This window comes from Bradyrhizobium sp. USDA 4538 (assembly GCF_024171045.1).
GTDB classification, from domain to species: Bacteria; Pseudomonadota; Alphaproteobacteria; order Rhizobiales; family Xanthobacteraceae; genus Bradyrhizobium; species Bradyrhizobium australafricanum.
In genome coordinates, this window is sequence record NZ_JALJZE010000002.1 from 374,366 (window position 1) to 390,790 (window position 16,425).

Here is a 16,425-nt window from a genome sequence, read left to right on the forward strand (position 1 = left end):
GCAGGATATCTGACCGTCATCGCTAACGCATCACGTCCCGCGATGCCGATCATTGCCGAACTCAACCGGCGCTCTCTCGCAGTCTATCCGAGATCAGCCTTCCGGAGCGCTGCGACGAGAGAACAGTGACAGCGACCTGCTCCTGAATTTTCATCCAGCGGCAGTTAGAGTCTCTGTGGTTTTGCAGCGAGACCGAACTTTGGACCATCCAGAATTAGAGGTTTGCGCCTGTCACGTTGGCGGGCTGGTTGCGCCGACGTTGTTTTGCAGCAAAATCGGCGGTCGATTGCCAATCGCCCCGTGGGCCTTTCTTCATTATAATATCTGCGCCAATCCTCCACTTTTTGCTGGGCGTTTGCGTAAGTACTGAGAAATCGTGCTGGCAATTGTTGTTAGTGGAAGTGGATCACACATTTCGAGGTGTTTGCATGGGATAGTGGTCTGCTCAATTTTGCCGCGAACGTAAGGCTCCCAAGTGCTTATAGCGGCTTGGCTGTGGTCATTCTCGCCCGATGCGGTGAAAATGAGAACATCGCCGACGTAGTCTTTAGGTACAAACTGATCGGCTAGAAGTCCGTTATTTTTCCATACTGCGATCAAGCGATTCAATTGATCATCGGTTAGGTGAGCAAAATGAGTACTGGCTCTCATTTGAAGCACGGCAGCCTTCTCGTAGTCTGGATGCAATTTTGCTATGCGATCGTGGTTGCTGTCTTCCACACGATAGGTGTCTAATAGGGCAATTAGTCCTACCTCTTTTCCTAGGCTTTGAAGGGTAACTGCGACCTCGTAGGCAACTATGCCACCAAATGACCACCCAAGCAGATGGTAGGGGCCGTCTGTTTGGATACGAAGAATTTCGCGGGCGTGAAGCTCGACCATTTCGGTAAGAGAGTTGGCTAGGATATCATCGGGATCCAAGCCGGGAGATTGCAGTCCAAAGATGGAGTAGTCCGACAGTGAACTGCCCGCAAGACCTGCATAACATCGGCTTATTCCAGCCGAGGGAGGAAAGCAGAAGATCGATTTGTTTCGTGGACGCTTGCAGATCGTAAGCGTGCCTCCCATTTGGCTATTGAAGCGCTTGTCGAATAGCTGCTCGGATAGGCGGGCAACGCTCGGAGCATCGAATAGGGTGCGGACACCAATCTCGATACCGAGGGTCGAGCGGATATGGTTAGTTAGCCGGGCTGCTAACATGGAGTGACCGCCAAGATCAAAGAAGCTATCGTCAATGCTGACCCGCTCGAGGCCGAGCACTTCGGCGAACAGCCCGGCCAGGATCTTTTCTTGCGGCGTCCGCGGCGGCCGGATGTTCTCCGGCACGAACTCCGGTGCCGGCAGCGCCTGTCGATCAAGTTTTCCGCTTAGAGTTGTTGGTAGGTCGTCCAGCACCACGATGGCTGACGGCACCATGTAGTCCGGCAACGCCTCGGAGAGACCCCGCCGCAGTGCGACCGGGTCAACTGTCGCCTCCGGTCTCGGCACCACATAGGCGACCAGCTGCTTCTGGCCGGGCCGGTCCTCACGGACGATGACCTTGGCGTTGGCCACGTCGGGATCGCGCGCCAGAAGCGCCTCGATCTCCCCAGGCTCGATCCGGTAGCCGCGGATCTTCACCTGGTCGTCCGATCGGCCAATAAACTCAACAAGGCCATCGGGGCGCTGGCGGCAGAGATCGCCGGTGCGATACAAACGTTTGCCCGGCGTCCCATAGGGATCGGGGACAAACTGTTCGGCCGTCAGGGCCGGACGGTTGAGGTAGCCTCTAGCTACGCTGTCCCCGCCGATACAAAGCTCGCCTACGGCGCCGACTGGAACGAGATTGCAATCCTCATCCATCAGATAGGCGGTCCGCCCGGGATAGGGGCGGCCGATTGGCACGATCGACGTCGCCTCGTCTTCGGCCGTCGTGGTGTGGTAGAGGACCGACATGGCGGTCTCCGTCGGGCCATAGCGGTTGTCCAGACGAACGCTGCCCAAAGGCCCGTTGCGCCATTCCCGGACGCCTTCTCCCGGAACGGCTTCTCCGCCCGTCGTCACCCGTCGCAGAGACGTCGGCTCGTTCGACAACGTCCGCATCCATTGACGCCAAAAAGTTATGGGGATGTCGGCGACCGTAGCGCGCTCTTCGCTCAAACGGCGGCTGAAGGTCTCCAGATCCCAGACATCATCTCCGCGCATAATGACCTGTCCGCCCACCGTGAGGACCGGCAGCAACTGCTCGATGGCGGCATCGAAGGTCATCGGCGAGAACTGGACGACCCGGTCGGCGGAGGTGTAGTTAAACGCCGGGATGAAGTCGTCGATGTGCTGAATCAGGGCTCGATGGCTGAGGGCCACACCTTTGGGCCTTCCGGTTGAACCCGAAGTATAAATCACATACGCTAGCTGATCAGGTTTGAGCGGCTCGCCTACGCTGTCCGTGCTCTCGTCCAGATCCGCAATATGGATCAGATTGTAACCTGCGGCTTCAAGATCCGGATGTGATGGATTTGTCGGATCAACGATCAGGTGCCGGATCCCGGCATCGGCGGCCATATCCAGCAGCCGCTCCTTTGGCGAAGTCGCATCCAGAGGAACGAATGCGCCACCTGCCTTGAGGACTCCAAGCAATCCGATAGGCAGGAGCAATGAGCGTCCAACGCACAGTCCCACTCGCTCATCTCGCTTGACCTTCAAAGCCGTCAGGTGTTGGGCGACTTGGTTAGTTTTGGCTTCGAGGTCTCCATAAGTAATCGAGACGCCCTCGCAGGATATCGCCACCCGATCCGGAGCATTCAATGCCTGCTCCGAGATCCTCGTCGTGACTGGCTTGAACTCGGCGGCAGACGTTGGAGCGGGGCTGTTCCATTCCAGCAGGATCTGCTTGCGCTCGGCGGGATCGAGCAGGTCGATCTGGCCGATCGGCTGGGTGGGATCGGCAACAAAGGCTTCCAGCAGCCGCACCAGGCGGCGCGAGATCACCTCCACCGTGCCGCGGTCAAACAGGTCGGGGCGGTAGGCGAACTTGATATGCAGTTCTGGGCCAGGCAAGGCCAGGAAGCCGAGGGCATAATGGGAGATATCGCCGGTGCCGCCGGCGCCGGTGATCTGCAGCTCTCCGTCCGGAGTTGCAATGGCGCGTTGGTCCGCCGGATCGACCGGGTAGTTCTCGAACACAAGCAGGGTATCGAACAGTTCGCCATGCCCCGCCATGCGCTGGATCTCGGCAAGGCCGAGATGCTGATGGGCGATCAGCCGGGATTGCTGGTCCTGCAGGCGGACGAGCAGGTCGCTTACCCGCTCCGCCGGCGGCAGCCGCAAGTACAGCGGCAGCGTGTTGATGAACAAGCCGGCCATTCGCTCGATGCCTGGCAGCTCCGGCGGCCGTCCTGCGACCGTGATGCCGAAGACGACGTCGTCACGGCCGGTGAGCTGACGCAGAAGAATACCCCATGCCCCCTGCAGCAGGGTGTTCAGCGTCACGCCGTGTCGACGGGTTTGCTGGCCCAGCGCATCCGTCAAAGATGACGGCAGGTTGAGCTCGAGGGTTTGCGGCATGGTCGGCATTGCCGGTTTGATTGGTGCAAGCCGGGTGGGTTCGCTGAGATCGGCAAGAGCATCCCGCCATGCGGCCTGTGCCGCCGCCACATCCTGTCTGGAGAGCCAGGCCAGGTAATCCCGGTAAGGGGTCAGATGCGGCAAAACCGCCAACCCGCCCCGGCTCCGGTACAGGGTGAACAGCTCCTGCAGCAGGATCGGCATCGACCAGCCGTCCAGCAGGATGTGGTGATGCGTGAACACCAGTTGATGCCGGTCCTTTGCCAGGCGGATCAGGGCAACGCGCAGCAAGGGCGGCTGCGCCGGATCAAAGCGCTGCCGTTTGTCCGCTTCCACAAACTCGGCGAGCGTCGTCGTCCTGGCGGCCTCGTCCAGAGTGGTGAGATCGATGAACCGCCAGGGTACGACAGCATCGCGCGGGATTATCTGCACCGGCGCATCAAAGCCCTGGTGAAGAAAGCCCGCGCGCAGGTTCGCATGCCGCTGCAGCAGCGCCTGGATGGCGTTCTGCAATGCGGCGGCCTCAAGTGGACCGCTCAGCTCAAGGACCAGCTGCACCACATAGTCGTCTTCGGCATCACGGTCGCAGGACGGCCGCCGGAGCTGCCAGGCATCGAGCGAATGGCCGGCTTGTTCATCAACACGCTGCCGCTGTACTTGCGGCTGCCGCCGGCGGAGCGGGTAAGCGACCTGCTCGTCCGCCTGCAGGACCAGCAATCCCGGCTGATCGCCCATCAGCATCTCGGCCTTGCCGAGATCCAGCGCATGGCGGGGCATGGCGAACTGTTCGATACCCTGCTTGTGTTCGAGAACTACCCGGTCGATCCGGCGGACCAACGCGCCATTGCAACTCCGGACGGAGAGCTGCAGATCACCGGCGCCGGCGGCACCGGCGATATCTCCCATTATGCCCTCGGCTTCCTGGCCTTGCCTGGCCCAGAACTGCATATCAAGTTCGCCTACCGCCCCGACCTGTTTGACCGCGGCACGGTGGAGGTGATCTCGCGCCGCCTGGTGCGGCTGCTGGAAGCCTTTGTTGCCGATCCCACCCAGCCGATCGGCCAGATCGACCTGCTCGATCCCGCCGAGCGCAAGCAGATCCTGCTGGAATGGAACAGCCCCGCTCCAACGTCTGCCGCCGAGTTCAAGCCAGTCACGACGAGGATCTCGGAGCAGGCATTGAATGCTCCGGATCGGGTGGCGATATCCTGCGAGGGCGTCTCGATTACTTATGGAGACCTCGAAGCCAAAACTAACCAAGTCGCCCAACACCTGACGGCTTTGAAGGTCAAGCGAGATGAGCGAGTGGGACTGTGCGTTGGACGCTCATTGCTCCTGCCTATCGGATTGCTTGGAGTCCTCAAGGCAGGTGGCGCATTCGTTCCTCTGGATGCGACTTCGCCAAAGGAGCGGCTGCTGGATATGGCCGCCGATGCCGGGATCCGGCACCTGATCGTTGATCCGACAAATCCATCACATCCGGATCTTGAAGCCGCAGGTTACAATCTGATCCATATTGCGGATCTGGACGAGAGCACGGACAGCGTAGGCGAGCCGCTCAAACCTGATCAGCTAGCGTATGTGATTTATACTTCGGGTTCAACCGGAAGGCCCAAAGGTGTGGCCCTCAGCCATCGAGCCCTGATTCAGCACATCGACGACTTCATCCCGGCGTTTAACTACACCTCCGCCGACCGGGTCGTCCAGTTCTCGCCGATGACCTTCGATGCCGCCATCGAGCAGTTGCTGCCGGTCCTCACGGTGGGCGGACAGGTCATTATGCGCGGAGATGATGTCTGGGATCTGGAGACCTTCAGCCGCCGTTTGAGCGAAGAGCGCGCTACGGTCGCCGACATCCCCATAACTTTTTGGCGTCAATGGATGCGGACGTTGTCGAACGAGCCGACGTCTCTGCGACGGGTGACGACGGGCGGAGAAGCCGTTCCGGGAGAAGGCGTCCGGGAATGGCGCAACGGGCCTTTGGGCAGCGTTCGTCTGGACAACCGCTATGGCCCGACGGAGACCGCCATGTCGGTCCTCTACCACACCACGACGGCCGAAGACGAGGCGACGTCGATCGTGCCAATCGGCCGCCCCTATCCCGGGCGGACCGCCTATCTGATGGATGAGGATTGCAATCTCGTTCCAGTCGGCGCCGTAGGCGAGCTTTGTATCGGCGGGGACAGCGTAGCTAGAGGCTACCTCAACCGTCCGGCCCTGACGGCCGAACAGTTTGTCCCCGATCCCTATGGGACGCCGGGCAAACGTTTGTATCGCACCGGCGATCTCTGCCGCCAGCGCCCCGATGGCCTTGTTGAGTTTATTGGCCGATCGGACGACCAGGTGAAGATCCGCGGCTACCGGATCGAGCCTGGGGAGATCGAGGCGCTTCTGGCGCGCGATCCCGACGTGGCCAACGCCAAGGTCATCGTCCGTGAGGACCGGCCCGGCCAGAAGCAGCTGGTCGCCTATGTGGTGCCGAGACCGGAGGCGACAGTTGACCCGGTCGCACTGCGGCGAACTCTCTCCGAGGCGTTGCCGGACTATATGGTTCCGTCGGCGATCGTGGTGCTGGAGAAGCTGCCGCTGACGCCGAACGGCAAGGTCGATCGCCGGGCGCTGCCGGCGCCGGAGTTCGTGCCGGAGAACATCCGGCCGCCGCGGACGCCGCAGGAGGAGATCCTGGCCGGGCTGTTCGCCGAAGTGCTCGGCCTCGCGCGGGTCGGCATCGACGACAGCTTCTTCGATCTGGGCGGAGACAGCATCGGCTCGATCCAGCTGGTCAGCCGCGCCCGCAAGGCAGGGCTGATCATCACACCCCGCGATGTGTTCCAGCATCGAACCGTCGAAGCATTGGCCGGGATTGCTTTGCCAGTGGAAGACCGAGGCGCGGTTGTTGCAGACGTTCCCGTCGGCTCCGTGCCGCTTACGCCGATCATCCGTCATTTCCTGGAAGGAGACGGTCCGATCGATCGCTTCAACCAGTCGCAATTGCTGCAGGTGCCTGCCGGGCTGAAGGAAGAGCATCTCATAAGGGCGCTGCAAGCCATATTGGATCTGCACGATGCCTTGCGGCTCCAGATGAAGCGTGCCGAGGCACAAGAGAGCTGGCACGCAGAGATTCCGCCGGCCGGCAGCATTCGAGCCGAAGAGTGCGTGAGACGGATTGATCTTGGCAGGCTGCAAACCGGATCGGCAGCTTTTGAAGAACTGCTGGCGCAGGAGGTTGTCGCGGCCGAGAGCCGGCTCGATCCTGAACGGGGCGTGTTGCTGCAGGCAGTCTGGTTTGATGCCGGCAAGAAGCGATCAGGCCGGCTGCTGATCGTCATCCATCACCTGGCAGTAGACGGAGTGTCATGGCGGATTCTGGTCCCCGACCTGCTGGCTGCCTGGCAAGCAGCCAGCACAGGCCACGATCCCAAGCTTGATCCTTGCGGCACCTCCTTCCGCAGGTGGGCACAGCAGCTGACCACTGAAGCAACGACCTCAGGCCGAACGGCCGAGCTGCCATTCTGGACAGAGATTGCCGGGACTGCTGATCCATTGCTTTCTGCCCATCCGCTCGATCCCAGGCAGGATATCAACCAGACAGCGCAGGTATTGAGCCTGACGCTCCCGGCAACTCTGACGGCCCCGCTGCTGGGCTCCGTCCCGGCTCGCTTTCATGGCCGGATCAACGACGTTTTGCTGACCTGTTTCGGATTGGCCATCGCTGACTGGCGCCGCAAGCACCGGCAAAGCAATGAGCGAACCGTTCTGCTCGAGCTGGAAGGCCACGGCCGAGAGGAGGTATTCAACGGCACAGACCTGTCGCGCACAGTTGGATGGTTTACCAGCCTGTTCCCGGTGCGTCTGGACTTCGGACCGATCGATCCGGGCGATGCCATAAAGGGAGGAGCGAGCCTTGGGCAAGCCGTCAAGCGGATCAAGGAACAGCTAAGGTCCGTGCCGGATAACGGCATTGGCTACGGCCTGCTGCGTTATCTCAACAACGAGACTGCCGGGCGCCTGGCGGCGTCTACGCCGGCTCAGATCGCCTTCAACTATCTCGGCCGCTTTGCCGCTCCCGAAGCTCAAGACTGGGGCCCGGCGCCGGAGGCCTATTCCAACGCAGGCGATGCGACCAGGCCGCTCAGTCATTCGATTGCGCTCAATGCCGTCACCCACGATCGTCCGCAAGGGCCTGAACTGGTTGCTTACTGGTCCTGGGCCGGCCGGCTGTTCTCCCGCCAGGAGATCGAGGATCTCGCAAAGACCTGGTTCTCGTGCCTGGAGCAGCTGGTCAAACATGCCGCCGACGAGCACGCCGGCGGCCTCACACCTTCGGACGTGCCGCTGGTTGCACTTACCCAGGACAAGATCGAAGAACTCGAGGCGCGAATCAGAACAAGACGATTGGATCCGCGTTCCCAAGCGTTCCGCACTGTAGAGACTGAATAATGCAAATTTTCGATCGACTTCGAATACTCTCTCAACGAGAGTTTGCCTTGTTTTTTGTGGCGAACGCGATGTCTGTATTTGGAACAACAATGGTTCCGATTTCGCTCAGTTTTGCACTGATTGCCGCAGGTGGATCGGCAACCGAAATTGGTGGTGTCCTTGCTAGCGAGACGGCTCCTATGGTTCTTTTGGTAGCAATTGCGGGTGTCGTCGGGGATAGATGGCGACGCGACAAAGTGATTATATTAGCAGATCTACTGCGGTTTTCGGCTCAATTAGCGCTCTTCGCGCTTCTATTCTCCGGGCATGTCTATTTACCAATAATTTTGCTGCTGAGCGCGCTCATAGGGGTTGGCAACGCATTCTATGGTCCTGCGGCAGGTGGTATCTTGCCTCAACTAGTCGCGCCAAATCAACTTCGAGAGGCAAATGGTCTTTTGGGTATGGCGAACTCTTCCGCTTTTGTTATGGGGCCTGCGCTTGCAGGGATTATCATTGGACTGTGGGGGGCAGAATGGGCCATAGCGGTAGATGCAGCAACTTATGCTATCAGCGCGATTTGCATAGCGCTGATACGCCCTAAAGCCCGAGCCGGGAGTCAACCGGTTGCGACTTCCGTCGCTTCCGAATTCGGAGCCGGATTAAGAGAGGTGCTTCAGCGACGCTGGCTGACAATAGTCATTGGGCAATTCGCGCTACTAAATCTGATCGCAACGCCTTCGTTTCTCGTCCTCGGTCCTATTATCTACGCTACGACTACAAATGGAGCAGCATCGTGGGGCTTTATTGCCTCGTCATCCGGTGTTGGTGGAGTGCTGGGAGGCCTTGCCGTCTTGTACTGGAGGGCATCGAATCCTTTGCTAGCGATTGAACTCGCGATACTTGTGTTTGTCATCCCTCTGTCGCTTCTCGCTCTAAACGTGCCTGCTACTACAATGCTAATTGGAGGAGGTGTCCTTGGGGCAGCAGGTGTAATCGTCAATGCGCTTCTTGGAACGATGATCCAGCGGGAAGTACCTCAAGGCTCTCTTTCGCGGGTCTATTCGATCATGGGCGCAATTTCGGCAGGAGTGGCGCCCCTCGGATACGCTTTGGTTGGACCGTTGTCCGAACATTTTGGGTCTGCGAATGTACTGTGGTTTGCCGCCGTAGCGGTTGGTGTAATCGTCCTTGCTGTGATCGTAGCGGGGGACGTGAGAAAGTTTCAGGAGTCCCAATAGATTTTCTGAGCATGATACCTATTGATCTTTCAGTATTGGACGGCAACTCTCCGGTTGAGTTCAAGGTCGGCGATCGCATTTTTGGTGTTGTCGGAAAAATTGGAAACTACACCGAACAGCTTTATCCGGAAGAGTTGGTTCACGTGAAACGTGCCGTCAAGAAGCGTCGAGATGAGCACTCCTCCGGCCGGTATTTCGCTCGGCTTGCGTTGGATAAGCTAGGATGTCCGAGTGTAGCGATCCTCATGGGCAGTTCGCGCCAACCCATTTGGCCTGACGGAATAATCGGCAGCATTGCCCATTCAGATGAGTTTGCTCTGGCGGTCGTCGCCATAAAGGGAGAGACGTACGACGCCATTGGCGTCGACCTTGAGTGCATCTGGGCGTCGCCGGATTTGGTGCATTTGGTATTAACAGCGCAGGAACTGCGCCGGCTTGATGTCGGATCATCGGGTGCCGCACGCCTAGCTACACTGATCTTTAGTGCAAAGGAATCGGTATTCAAGGCGGTCAATCCACTCGTAAATCTCATGATCGATTTCGACGAAATCGAAATACACTTGGATAGAGAGTCTCAAATGTTTAGAGCTGTATATATAGGGCCAAACAGAAGGAATGCGATCATCAATAATGGGGTCGGTAGCTACACGGTTTTTGAGCATCACGTTCTCTGCATGTTTCTGTTGGCGCGAGGCGCTTTAAACTCGACGATTGATTCCGGCGACGAACTAACTGTCGAGCGGTGCGCAGTTCGCCGCCTAACCTCCCGATAGCGATGCGGCATCGACGCGACGCCATATTGGATCGCATCATTCACAATGCCCACCGCATCGAGCTCAAAGGCGACAGCCTGCGTCGTCCCAGCGCCTGAGCATGTAATTCATAGGCTTCAGAGCCTCGGAGGAACGCAGCAGAGTTTCGTTTCGCGCTGACGGCTTGCCGCAGTCACAGGAATGTCAGCTTCGGTCACGTCAACGACCAGAGAAGCTTCTATCTTGGGCCGGTGTCGCATCAAGGTTAGTCTAGAAAGACCGAGTCGAGATCGCCGGAACCGAGAACCGCTCACCATCCTCGCCAAGCTTCCGGCGTAATTCACCCAGGATCCGACCGCTTCCCGTCAGGAGGAGGACGAGTTCCCTTTCGAGGGTCGCTTCCGAGCTCACCTGGAAATCTTGTGTGCGTATTTCGCAAAAACGGGACAGCGGTTTCGCTAACTGACGGACAGCAGTTTCGCTAAATCGCGGACAGCGTGGCGGCGCTGGCTTTTGGTTGCCTGGTTGTTGAAGTCAGTTGGTATTCGTTTCGCTGTTTTCGACGTCGGTCAAGGGGCGCGCGGCTTTTTTCCTTCGCATGCTGTCGCCTTCGAGGGGTAAGCGGCAAGCTGAGGCCGTCAGGCTGCGTGGTTCCATGGCATAAGCGCGTCGATTTGGCTGCTCGGCCAGCCGTTGGCGATACGCTGAAGTGTTAAGGCGAGCCAGGCGAACGGATCGACGTTGTTCATTTTCGCCGTCTGCAGCGTAAGCGCGAATTTCCCCGCACCTTTTGGTTTTGAGTGCTCTGATGCATGAGGTGTCCACTTAAATAGGTGGACACCTCATGATGAGCGACGATGGTCAGAAACTGCGTGTCAGGCTTGTTGGTCGGAACGGTCGCCGGCGCTTTGAGACGACATCGAAGGAGCGTCTTGTGGCGGCCTGCCTTGAGCCTGGCGTTTCGGTCTCGAGACTTGCACTCGAACATGGGGTCAACGCGAACCTGCTTCGGAAGTGGATCAAGAAGGACGCCGCGGCCAGGTCGGCGCCGTCGTCGTCACCCTCGGCGTTCATCCCGGTTCACCTTGAGGGGGCCGCCGAGCGGGGTTTGTCGCGGCAAGGCAGTGTGGAGGCGGTGGATTTGCCGGCGACCTGCGATGAAGTGGGTGGGTCGGAATCCAAGGGGTCTCCAGCTTTTTGTTCTCCGGCCAAAGTGAGCGCGTCGCTGCCGAATGGCGTGAAGCTCGCGCTGGAATGCGGGGATGTGGATGCATTGACGGCGATCATTGGAGCCCTGGGCCATGTTCAGACTGGGCGGTGACCTGCAGGTCTATCGTAAGCGTGGCGTTGAGGCCCTTGAGAATTTTTGTACTCAGTCCTGAGAGGACCGCTAGAAGAGTCATCTTCTGCAAGGGTGCTCACAATGGACGACCATTCGGACGACATAAGACGACCGTTGTCACCGCGTATCGAAGTGTACGCAGGCGCAGGTCGAAAGCGCTGGCCGGACGATTTGAAGGCACAGATTGCCGCGGAAAGCCTTGAGCCGGGGGCGATTGTCACAGATGTCGCGCGTCGCCATGGGTGCCGGCCCCAACAGGTGCACGACTGGCGGCGCCGGGCGCGTTTGGGCCAGTTGGTGCTGCCGGCTTCGGCGGACACGCTGTCGTTCGTGCCGGTGGTATCGGAATCGGCGCTACCGGCGGCCGCAGAGCCCACCGGGTCGCCGGAAGCAGCCGTTGTGACGGTTGAACTCCAGGGGGCACGCGTGGAGGTGCGAGGGACGCCTGGCCTTGCTGTGTTGAGTGATGTGTTCTTGGCGCTTCGACGGACACGTTCATGCTGACGCCGCCCGCGAGCCTCATGATTTACGTGGCGACGCAACCTGTGGACTTCAGAAAAGGTGCGGAGGGCTTGGCGCTGTTGGCGAAGGAGACGCTGGGCCATGACCCGATGAAGGGCGTGGCGGTGGTGTTCCGTGCGAAGCGCGCCGATCGGGTGAAGATTGTCGTCTGGGATGGCAGCGGCCTTGTGATGTATTGGAAGCGGCTCGATGGCAGCGGCTTCAAATGGCCTCCTATCGTGGCCGGCGTGATGCGGATGAATGCCGCCCAGCTGTCCGCGCTTCTGGCCGGCATGGATTGGACGCGGATGCACGCGCCTCGAATCCCGCAGCCGAAAGCACTTGCGTAGGACATAAAATCTTCGCTGCATCGGGGCGCGAAGCATGGCAGACTTGGGCCAATGAGTGATTTGCCTGATGAGCTACCGAGCGATCCAGCCGAGCTGCGTGCCTTTGCCGCGGCTCTGCTGGATCGCTGCGCCAGGCTCGAGCGGTTGCTCAAGCTTGCGAAGGATGCGCAGTTCGGTCGATCGTCGGAAAAGCTGGACGCTGATCAGCTACAGCTTGTTCTGGAGGACATCGAAGAGGCCGTCGCGGCTCTCGAAGCAGCTGAGGATCGCGCCAATCCCAGAGCCCGCGAGAAGAGAACTGCCAAGCGCAGAGCCAACCGTGGTCAGCTTCCGGAGCATTTGCCACGCATTGTCGAAACGCTGATGCCGGCTGCAACCTGCTGCCCGTGCTGCAAAGGCGATCTCGTTGAGATTGGTCACGATGAGAGCCAGAGGCTCGACGTCGTTCCGGTGCAATACAGGGTGATCGTCACCCGCCGGCCCAAGCTTGCCTGCCGCGCCTGTCATGGCGTCGTCCTCCAGCACGCTGCGCCCGAGCGATTGATCAAGGGGGGACTGCCCACCGAGCGTCTCGTCGCGCATGTAATTGACGCCAAGTATCATTGGCATTTGCCGCTCTATCGTCAGGCGCAGATGCTGGCGACCCACGGTATCGCCATCGACCGTTCCACGCTCGCCTTTTGGGTCGGCTACGCCGCCCAGGAATTGAAGCCCTTGTGGCATCGTCTGCGCCAGCTTCTGCTCGCCTCTTCGAAGCTCTGTGTCGATGAGACCCCGGCGCCGGTGCTGGATCCAGGGCGCGGCAGGACCAAAACCGGCTACTTCTGGGCGCTGTCACGCGATGACAGGCCCTGGGCCGGACCTGATCCACCTGGCGTGGTTTACGCCTATGCACCGGGCCGTGGGGCCGTTCATGGCTTGAGGCTGCTCGAGGGCTATCGCGGCATCATCCACTGCGACGGCTATCAGGCTTACAAGACCATGACCCGAGAGACGCGTGCGGACGCCCTGTCCGGGACGCTCGCCTTCTGCTGGTCGCATCTGCGGCGCCAGTTTGTGAAGATCGAGCGGGAGGCTGCGCCGGCGCCAGCTCCGGTTGCCCGCGAGGCCCTTGAGCGCATCGCCCTGCTTTACGCGGTCGAGAAGGCACTCCGCGGCCGATCTGCGGACGAGCGCCGCGCGGGGCGACAAGCGCATGCCCGGCCTCTGGCTACAGCCTTGAAGCAGTGGTTTGAGGCCAAGCTTGCTCACCTTGCGCAGAAGAGCGACACGGCGAAGGCCCTGCGTTACGCGCTGCGTCATTGGGACGGCCTAACGTTCTACCTTGATGACGGGCGCATCGAGATGGACACCAATGCGGTCGAGCGAGCGATGCGGCCAATCAAGCTCAATGCCAAGAACTCCCTTTTTGCCGGTTGCGACGAAGGTGCCGAGAATTGGGCATTGCTGGCTTCGCTCATTGAGACCTGTAAGCTCAATGGCGTCAGTGCCGAGCACTGGCTCGCTGACGTTCTCGCCAAGCTCGTCAATGGTTGGCCTGCGGCGCGACTGGACGAACTGCTTCCCTGGGCGTCGATCTACACGATGCATACACACGATCCGAGGCTGGCGGCATGAGCCTGAACACGACCGCGGTCCGGATCAAGGTGACCCTCAAGGATGTGAAGCCGGAGGTGATGCGTCGCCTTGTCGTACCCGTCACCCTGCGCCTTGATCGGCTGCATCTGACGCTTCAGGAGGCATTCGGCTGGACGAACAGCCATCTCTTCGAGTTCCTGGCCGGCGAAGGACGTTGGGGTATACCTGATCCCGGTGGAGATTTTGGCCCTCAGCCCATCGATGCCCGCAAGACGCGGCTCTCTAATATCGTTCAGGAGACCGGCGCGAAGACGATCCATTATCTCTACGACTTCGGCGACAGCTGGGATCACGTGATCAAGCTTGAAAAGTGGTTCGACAACACGACAACGGAGGGACTTCCGTTCTTGCTCGAGGCCGCCGGCCGTTGTCCTCCGGAAGATGTCGGCGGTGCGCCAGGCTATGCTGAATACCTCGACGCCATCAGCGACCCCACCCATCCGGAGCACGAACATATGCGCCTCTGGGGCCCGGAGCAGTTCGATCCCAACGTCGTCGACCGGAAGGCGCTTGAGGCCGCTGTCAATGCGTTGTCCGACATATGGAAGCCGCGCCGGCGCACCACGCGCTCAAAATAGACGTCAAGCGCCAATCAAATGGGCCTCAGAGCTACGCTTACGGTCTATCTGCACCGTGAGCCGATCGACTTCCGAGCTGGCATCAACAGCCTTGCGGTTCTGGTTCAGGAGACGATGGCGCTCGATCCGTTTGTGCCGGCGGTTTTTGCGTTCTGCAATCGCCGTTGCGACCGGATGAAGTTGCTGTTCTTCGACCGGTCCGGCTTTGTGCTGGTCCTGAAGCGGCTGACCGAGGACAAGTTCCGATGGCCGCGCCGCCAGGAGGCGGTCGTCCGGCTTACGACCGAGCAGTTGCACTGGATCCTCGACGGCATCGATATCGATGCGATGGTCCGTCATCCGGTGCGGCAATATCAGGTTGCCGGCTGAGCTCTTGAGTTGAGCGGTTGACGCGTCGGAACGGTTCAGATTCAAGAATCCGATGAATCGAACCGGCAATCCGAGTGTCGAGGTGCTGTTGGCGCGCATTGCCGCGCTGGAGGCGGAGAATCGTCAGCTCACGGAGCGCGTCGTCAAGCTGGAGGAAGAACTGGCGCTGGCACGCCTGCATCGTTTTGCGCCGCGCAGCGAAAAGCACGTCGACCGTCTCTTCAATGAAGCCGAGCAGGCCGCCGATGAGGATGACGCCGGCAGCGAAACGAACGATACCGCCGAACTTCCGGACACGGGTCTGCCATCGGTCGAAAGCACGACGGGAAAGAAGCGCGGCCGCAGGCCGCTGCCGGCAAACCTGCCGCGCGAGCGCGTCGAGTATGACCTGCCCGACGATCAGAAGGCGTGTCCTTGCTGCCGTGGCCAGATGCATCGCATGGGCGAGGCTGTCACCGAGCAACTTCATATCGAGGTGAAGGCGAAGGTTTTACAGAATGTGCGCTTCAAATATGCCTGCCGCCATTGCGATCGCACCGGGATCAACGCCCCTGTCGTGACCGCGCCGATGCCGACGCAGCCGTTGCCGGGCAGCGTTGCCACGGCCTCGACGCTGGCGTTCGCGCTGGTTCACAAATATGTCGACGGCACGCCGCTCTACCGCTTGGCGCAGGCCTTCGAACGCGCAGGCGTTCCTGTCAGCCGCGGCGCTTTGGGCCACTGGGTGATCGGCTCGAGCGAGAAGCATCTGCATCGCATTTATGACGCCCTGAAGCTGCGGCTCAGATCGCAGCCTCTCATCCATGGCGACGAGACGACGGTTCAGGTCCTCAAGGAGAAGGACAAAGCGGCCACCAGCACATCGTACATGTGGGCGTATCGCAGCGGCAAGGATAGTCACGAGCCGATCGTTCTTCTGGATTATCAGCCGGGCCGCGGCCAAATCCACCCGCAGGTCTTCCTCGGCGATTACCGTGGCATCGTGATGAGTGACGGCTATAGCGCATGGCGCACGCTGGAAGGGGCCACCCACATTGGATGCATGGCCCACTCCCGGCGGCGTTTTGTCGACGCCCTCAAAGCGAGAAAGAAGGGCGGCGGGCCGCCCGAGCAGGCGCTGCGGTTCTTCGAGCAGCTCTACCGGGTTGAAAGGCAGGCGCGGGACGAGAAACCGGACAGAGACGAAACGCCGGATCAATGCATCCGTCGCTTCCGCCAGCAACACAGCATTCCTGTCCTGAACGCCCTCAAGGAATGGCTCGATCAAATCGCCCCGAAGGTCCTGCCGGACAGCAAGCTTGGCGACGCCGTATCTTACACCCGGAACCAATGGGACTATCTGACGCGTTACACCGAAGATGGCAGGATGCCGATCGACAACAATCTTCTGGAGCGCGACATCAGGGTTTTTGCCACCGGCCGAAAAAGCTGGCTGTTCAGCGACACCGTCGACGGAGCCAGGGCCAGCGCCGTCGTCTACAGCCTAATGCTGACCTGCCGCGCCTCACGTGTCGAGCCGTTAACATGGCTGCGCCATGTGCTCACCGAGTTGCCTCAGCGCGTGGACAACGCCGATATCGCTGACCTGTTGCCCTTCAACTTCCCCAAAGCGGCCACTGCCTGAACGGCTCAGCATCGCCCCGATACGAAGGCCATCCGTCAAATCGCGGCCGACAACGTGCGCGGAAAATC

General features: G+C 60.1%; 11 protein-coding genes and 3 pseudogenes. 11 read left to right on the plus strand and 3 right to left on the minus strand.

The window, feature by feature from the left end:
* Positions 1–231: 231 nt before the first annotated feature.
* Positions 232–365, minus strand: a pseudogene (locus J2R78_RS43060) (integrase core domain-containing protein); the annotation flags it as partial.
* Positions 316–4,284 carry an amino acid adenylation domain-containing protein gene (locus J2R78_RS43065; protein ID WP_309145062.1) on the minus strand — a complete coding sequence of 1,323 codons (3,969 nt, stop codon included), beginning with the start codon at positions 4,282–4,284 and terminating at the stop codon, positions 316–318. The pseudogene J2R78_RS43060 and the gene J2R78_RS43065, both read right to left, overlap by 50 nt.
* Here J2R78_RS43065 and J2R78_RS43070 point away from each other — a divergent pair.
* From J2R78_RS43070 to J2R78_RS45525, 4 genes and pseudogenes are all read left to right on the plus strand, one after another.
* Positions 4,165–7,983, plus strand: coding sequence for an amino acid adenylation domain-containing protein (locus tag J2R78_RS43070; protein ID WP_253610595.1), 3,819 nt, complete (start codon positions 4,165–4,167; stop codon positions 7,981–7,983). The two genes, J2R78_RS43065 and J2R78_RS43070, sit on opposite strands and share 120 nt — an antisense overlap.
* Positions 7,983–9,203 carry an MFS transporter gene (locus J2R78_RS43075; protein WP_253610594.1) on the plus strand — a complete coding sequence of 407 codons (1,221 nt, stop codon included), beginning with the start codon at positions 7,983–7,985 and terminating at the stop codon, positions 9,201–9,203. The genes J2R78_RS43070 and J2R78_RS43075 overlap by 1 nt, the downstream gene beginning before the upstream one ends.
* Before the next feature lie 11 nt (positions 9,204–9,214).
* Positions 9,215–9,976, plus strand: a complete 762-nt coding sequence (locus J2R78_RS43080) for a 4'-phosphopantetheinyl transferase (protein ID WP_253610593.1) — start codon at positions 9,215–9,217, stop codon at positions 9,974–9,976.
* 17 nt (positions 9,977–9,993) lie between these two features.
* A pseudogene (locus J2R78_RS45525) lies at positions 9,994–10,074 on the plus strand (ATP-binding protein); the annotation flags it as partial.
* 519 nt (positions 10,075–10,593) lie between these two features.
* Here the strand turns inward: J2R78_RS45525 and J2R78_RS43085 are convergent.
* A pseudogene (locus tag J2R78_RS43085) lies at positions 10,594–10,728 on the minus strand (transposase domain-containing protein); the annotation flags it as partial.
* 74 nt (positions 10,729–10,802) lie between these two features.
* Here J2R78_RS43085 and J2R78_RS43090 point away from each other — a divergent pair.
* The 7 genes from J2R78_RS43090 (at position 10,803) to J2R78_RS43120 (ending at position 16,357) form a co-directional block, all read left to right on the plus strand.
* The gene (locus tag J2R78_RS43090) at positions 10,803–11,276 is read left to right on the plus strand and encodes a transposase (protein WP_253610664.1); all 474 of its coding nucleotides are present in this window, start codon (positions 10,803–10,805) and stop codon (positions 11,274–11,276) included.
* Between the two features lie 102 nt (positions 11,277–11,378).
* Positions 11,379–11,801 (plus strand): transposase, encoded by a 423-nt coding sequence (locus J2R78_RS43095; RefSeq protein ID WP_247280258.1) that lies wholly within the window; start codon positions 11,379–11,381, stop codon positions 11,799–11,801.
* Positions 11,795–12,148: an IS66 family insertion sequence element accessory protein TnpB gene (gene tnpB / locus J2R78_RS43100; protein WP_011931031.1), complete on the plus strand. Its 354-nt coding sequence runs from the start codon at positions 11,795–11,797 to the stop codon at positions 12,146–12,148. Before J2R78_RS43095 ends, tnpB (J2R78_RS43100) begins: the two co-directional genes overlap by 7 nt.
* A 51-nt stretch (positions 12,149–12,199) precedes the next feature.
* Positions 12,200–13,765, plus strand: coding sequence for an IS66 family transposase (locus tag J2R78_RS43105; protein WP_253610592.1), 1,566 nt, complete (start codon positions 12,200–12,202; stop codon positions 13,763–13,765).
* A complete protein-coding gene (locus tag J2R78_RS43110; RefSeq protein ID WP_253610591.1) occupies positions 13,762–14,364 on the plus strand; it encodes a plasmid pRiA4b ORF-3 family protein in 603 nt (200 codons plus the stop codon). The genes J2R78_RS43105 and J2R78_RS43110 overlap by 4 nt, the downstream gene beginning before the upstream one ends.
* A gap of 18 nt (positions 14,365–14,382) precedes the next feature.
* Positions 14,383–14,733: an IS66 family insertion sequence element accessory protein TnpB gene (tnpB, locus tag J2R78_RS43115; RefSeq protein ID WP_253610590.1), complete on the plus strand. Its 351-nt coding sequence runs from the start codon at positions 14,383–14,385 to the stop codon at positions 14,731–14,733.
* Between the two features lie 52 nt (positions 14,734–14,785).
* On the plus strand, positions 14,786–16,357 hold the full coding sequence (locus J2R78_RS43120; RefSeq protein ID WP_141343446.1) for an IS66 family transposase: 1,572 nt from the start codon (positions 14,786–14,788) through the stop codon (positions 16,355–16,357).
* Positions 16,358–16,425: the final 68 nt, after the last annotated feature.

What these genes read in the sequence shown, in the direction of transcription:
- J2R78_RS43075 (WP_253610594.1), top strand. Translation starts at nt 7,983, where the DNA reads ATGCAAATTTTCGATCGACTTCGAATACTCTCTCAACGAGAGTTTGCC.
- J2R78_RS43070 (WP_253610595.1), top strand. Translation starts at nt 4,165, where the DNA reads ATGGCCGGCTTGTTCATCAACACGCTGCCGCTGTACTTGCGGCTGCCG.
- J2R78_RS43080 (WP_253610593.1), top strand. Translation starts at nt 9,215, where the DNA reads ATGATACCTATTGATCTTTCAGTATTGGACGGCAACTCTCCGGTTGAG.
- J2R78_RS43120 (WP_141343446.1), top strand. Translation starts at nt 14,786, where the DNA reads ATGAATCGAACCGGCAATCCGAGTGTCGAGGTGCTGTTGGCGCGCATT.
- J2R78_RS43095 (WP_247280258.1), top strand. Translation starts at nt 11,379, where the DNA reads ATGGACGACCATTCGGACGACATAAGACGACCGTTGTCACCGCGTATC.
- tnpB (WP_011931031.1), top strand. Translation starts at nt 11,795, where the DNA reads ATGCTGACGCCGCCCGCGAGCCTCATGATTTACGTGGCGACGCAACCT.
- tnpB (WP_253610590.1), top strand. Translation starts at nt 14,383, where the DNA reads ATGGGCCTCAGAGCTACGCTTACGGTCTATCTGCACCGTGAGCCGATC.
- J2R78_RS43065 (WP_309145062.1), bottom strand. Translation starts at nt 4,284, where the DNA reads ATGCTGATGGGCGATCAGCCGGGATTGCTGGTCCTGCAGGCGGACGAG.
- J2R78_RS43105 (WP_253610592.1), top strand. Translation starts at nt 12,200, where the DNA reads ATGAGTGATTTGCCTGATGAGCTACCGAGCGATCCAGCCGAGCTGCGT.
- J2R78_RS43090 (WP_253610664.1), top strand. Translation starts at nt 10,803, where the DNA reads ATGAGCGACGATGGTCAGAAACTGCGTGTCAGGCTTGTTGGTCGGAAC.
- J2R78_RS43110 (WP_253610591.1), top strand. Translation starts at nt 13,762, where the DNA reads ATGAGCCTGAACACGACCGCGGTCCGGATCAAGGTGACCCTCAAGGAT.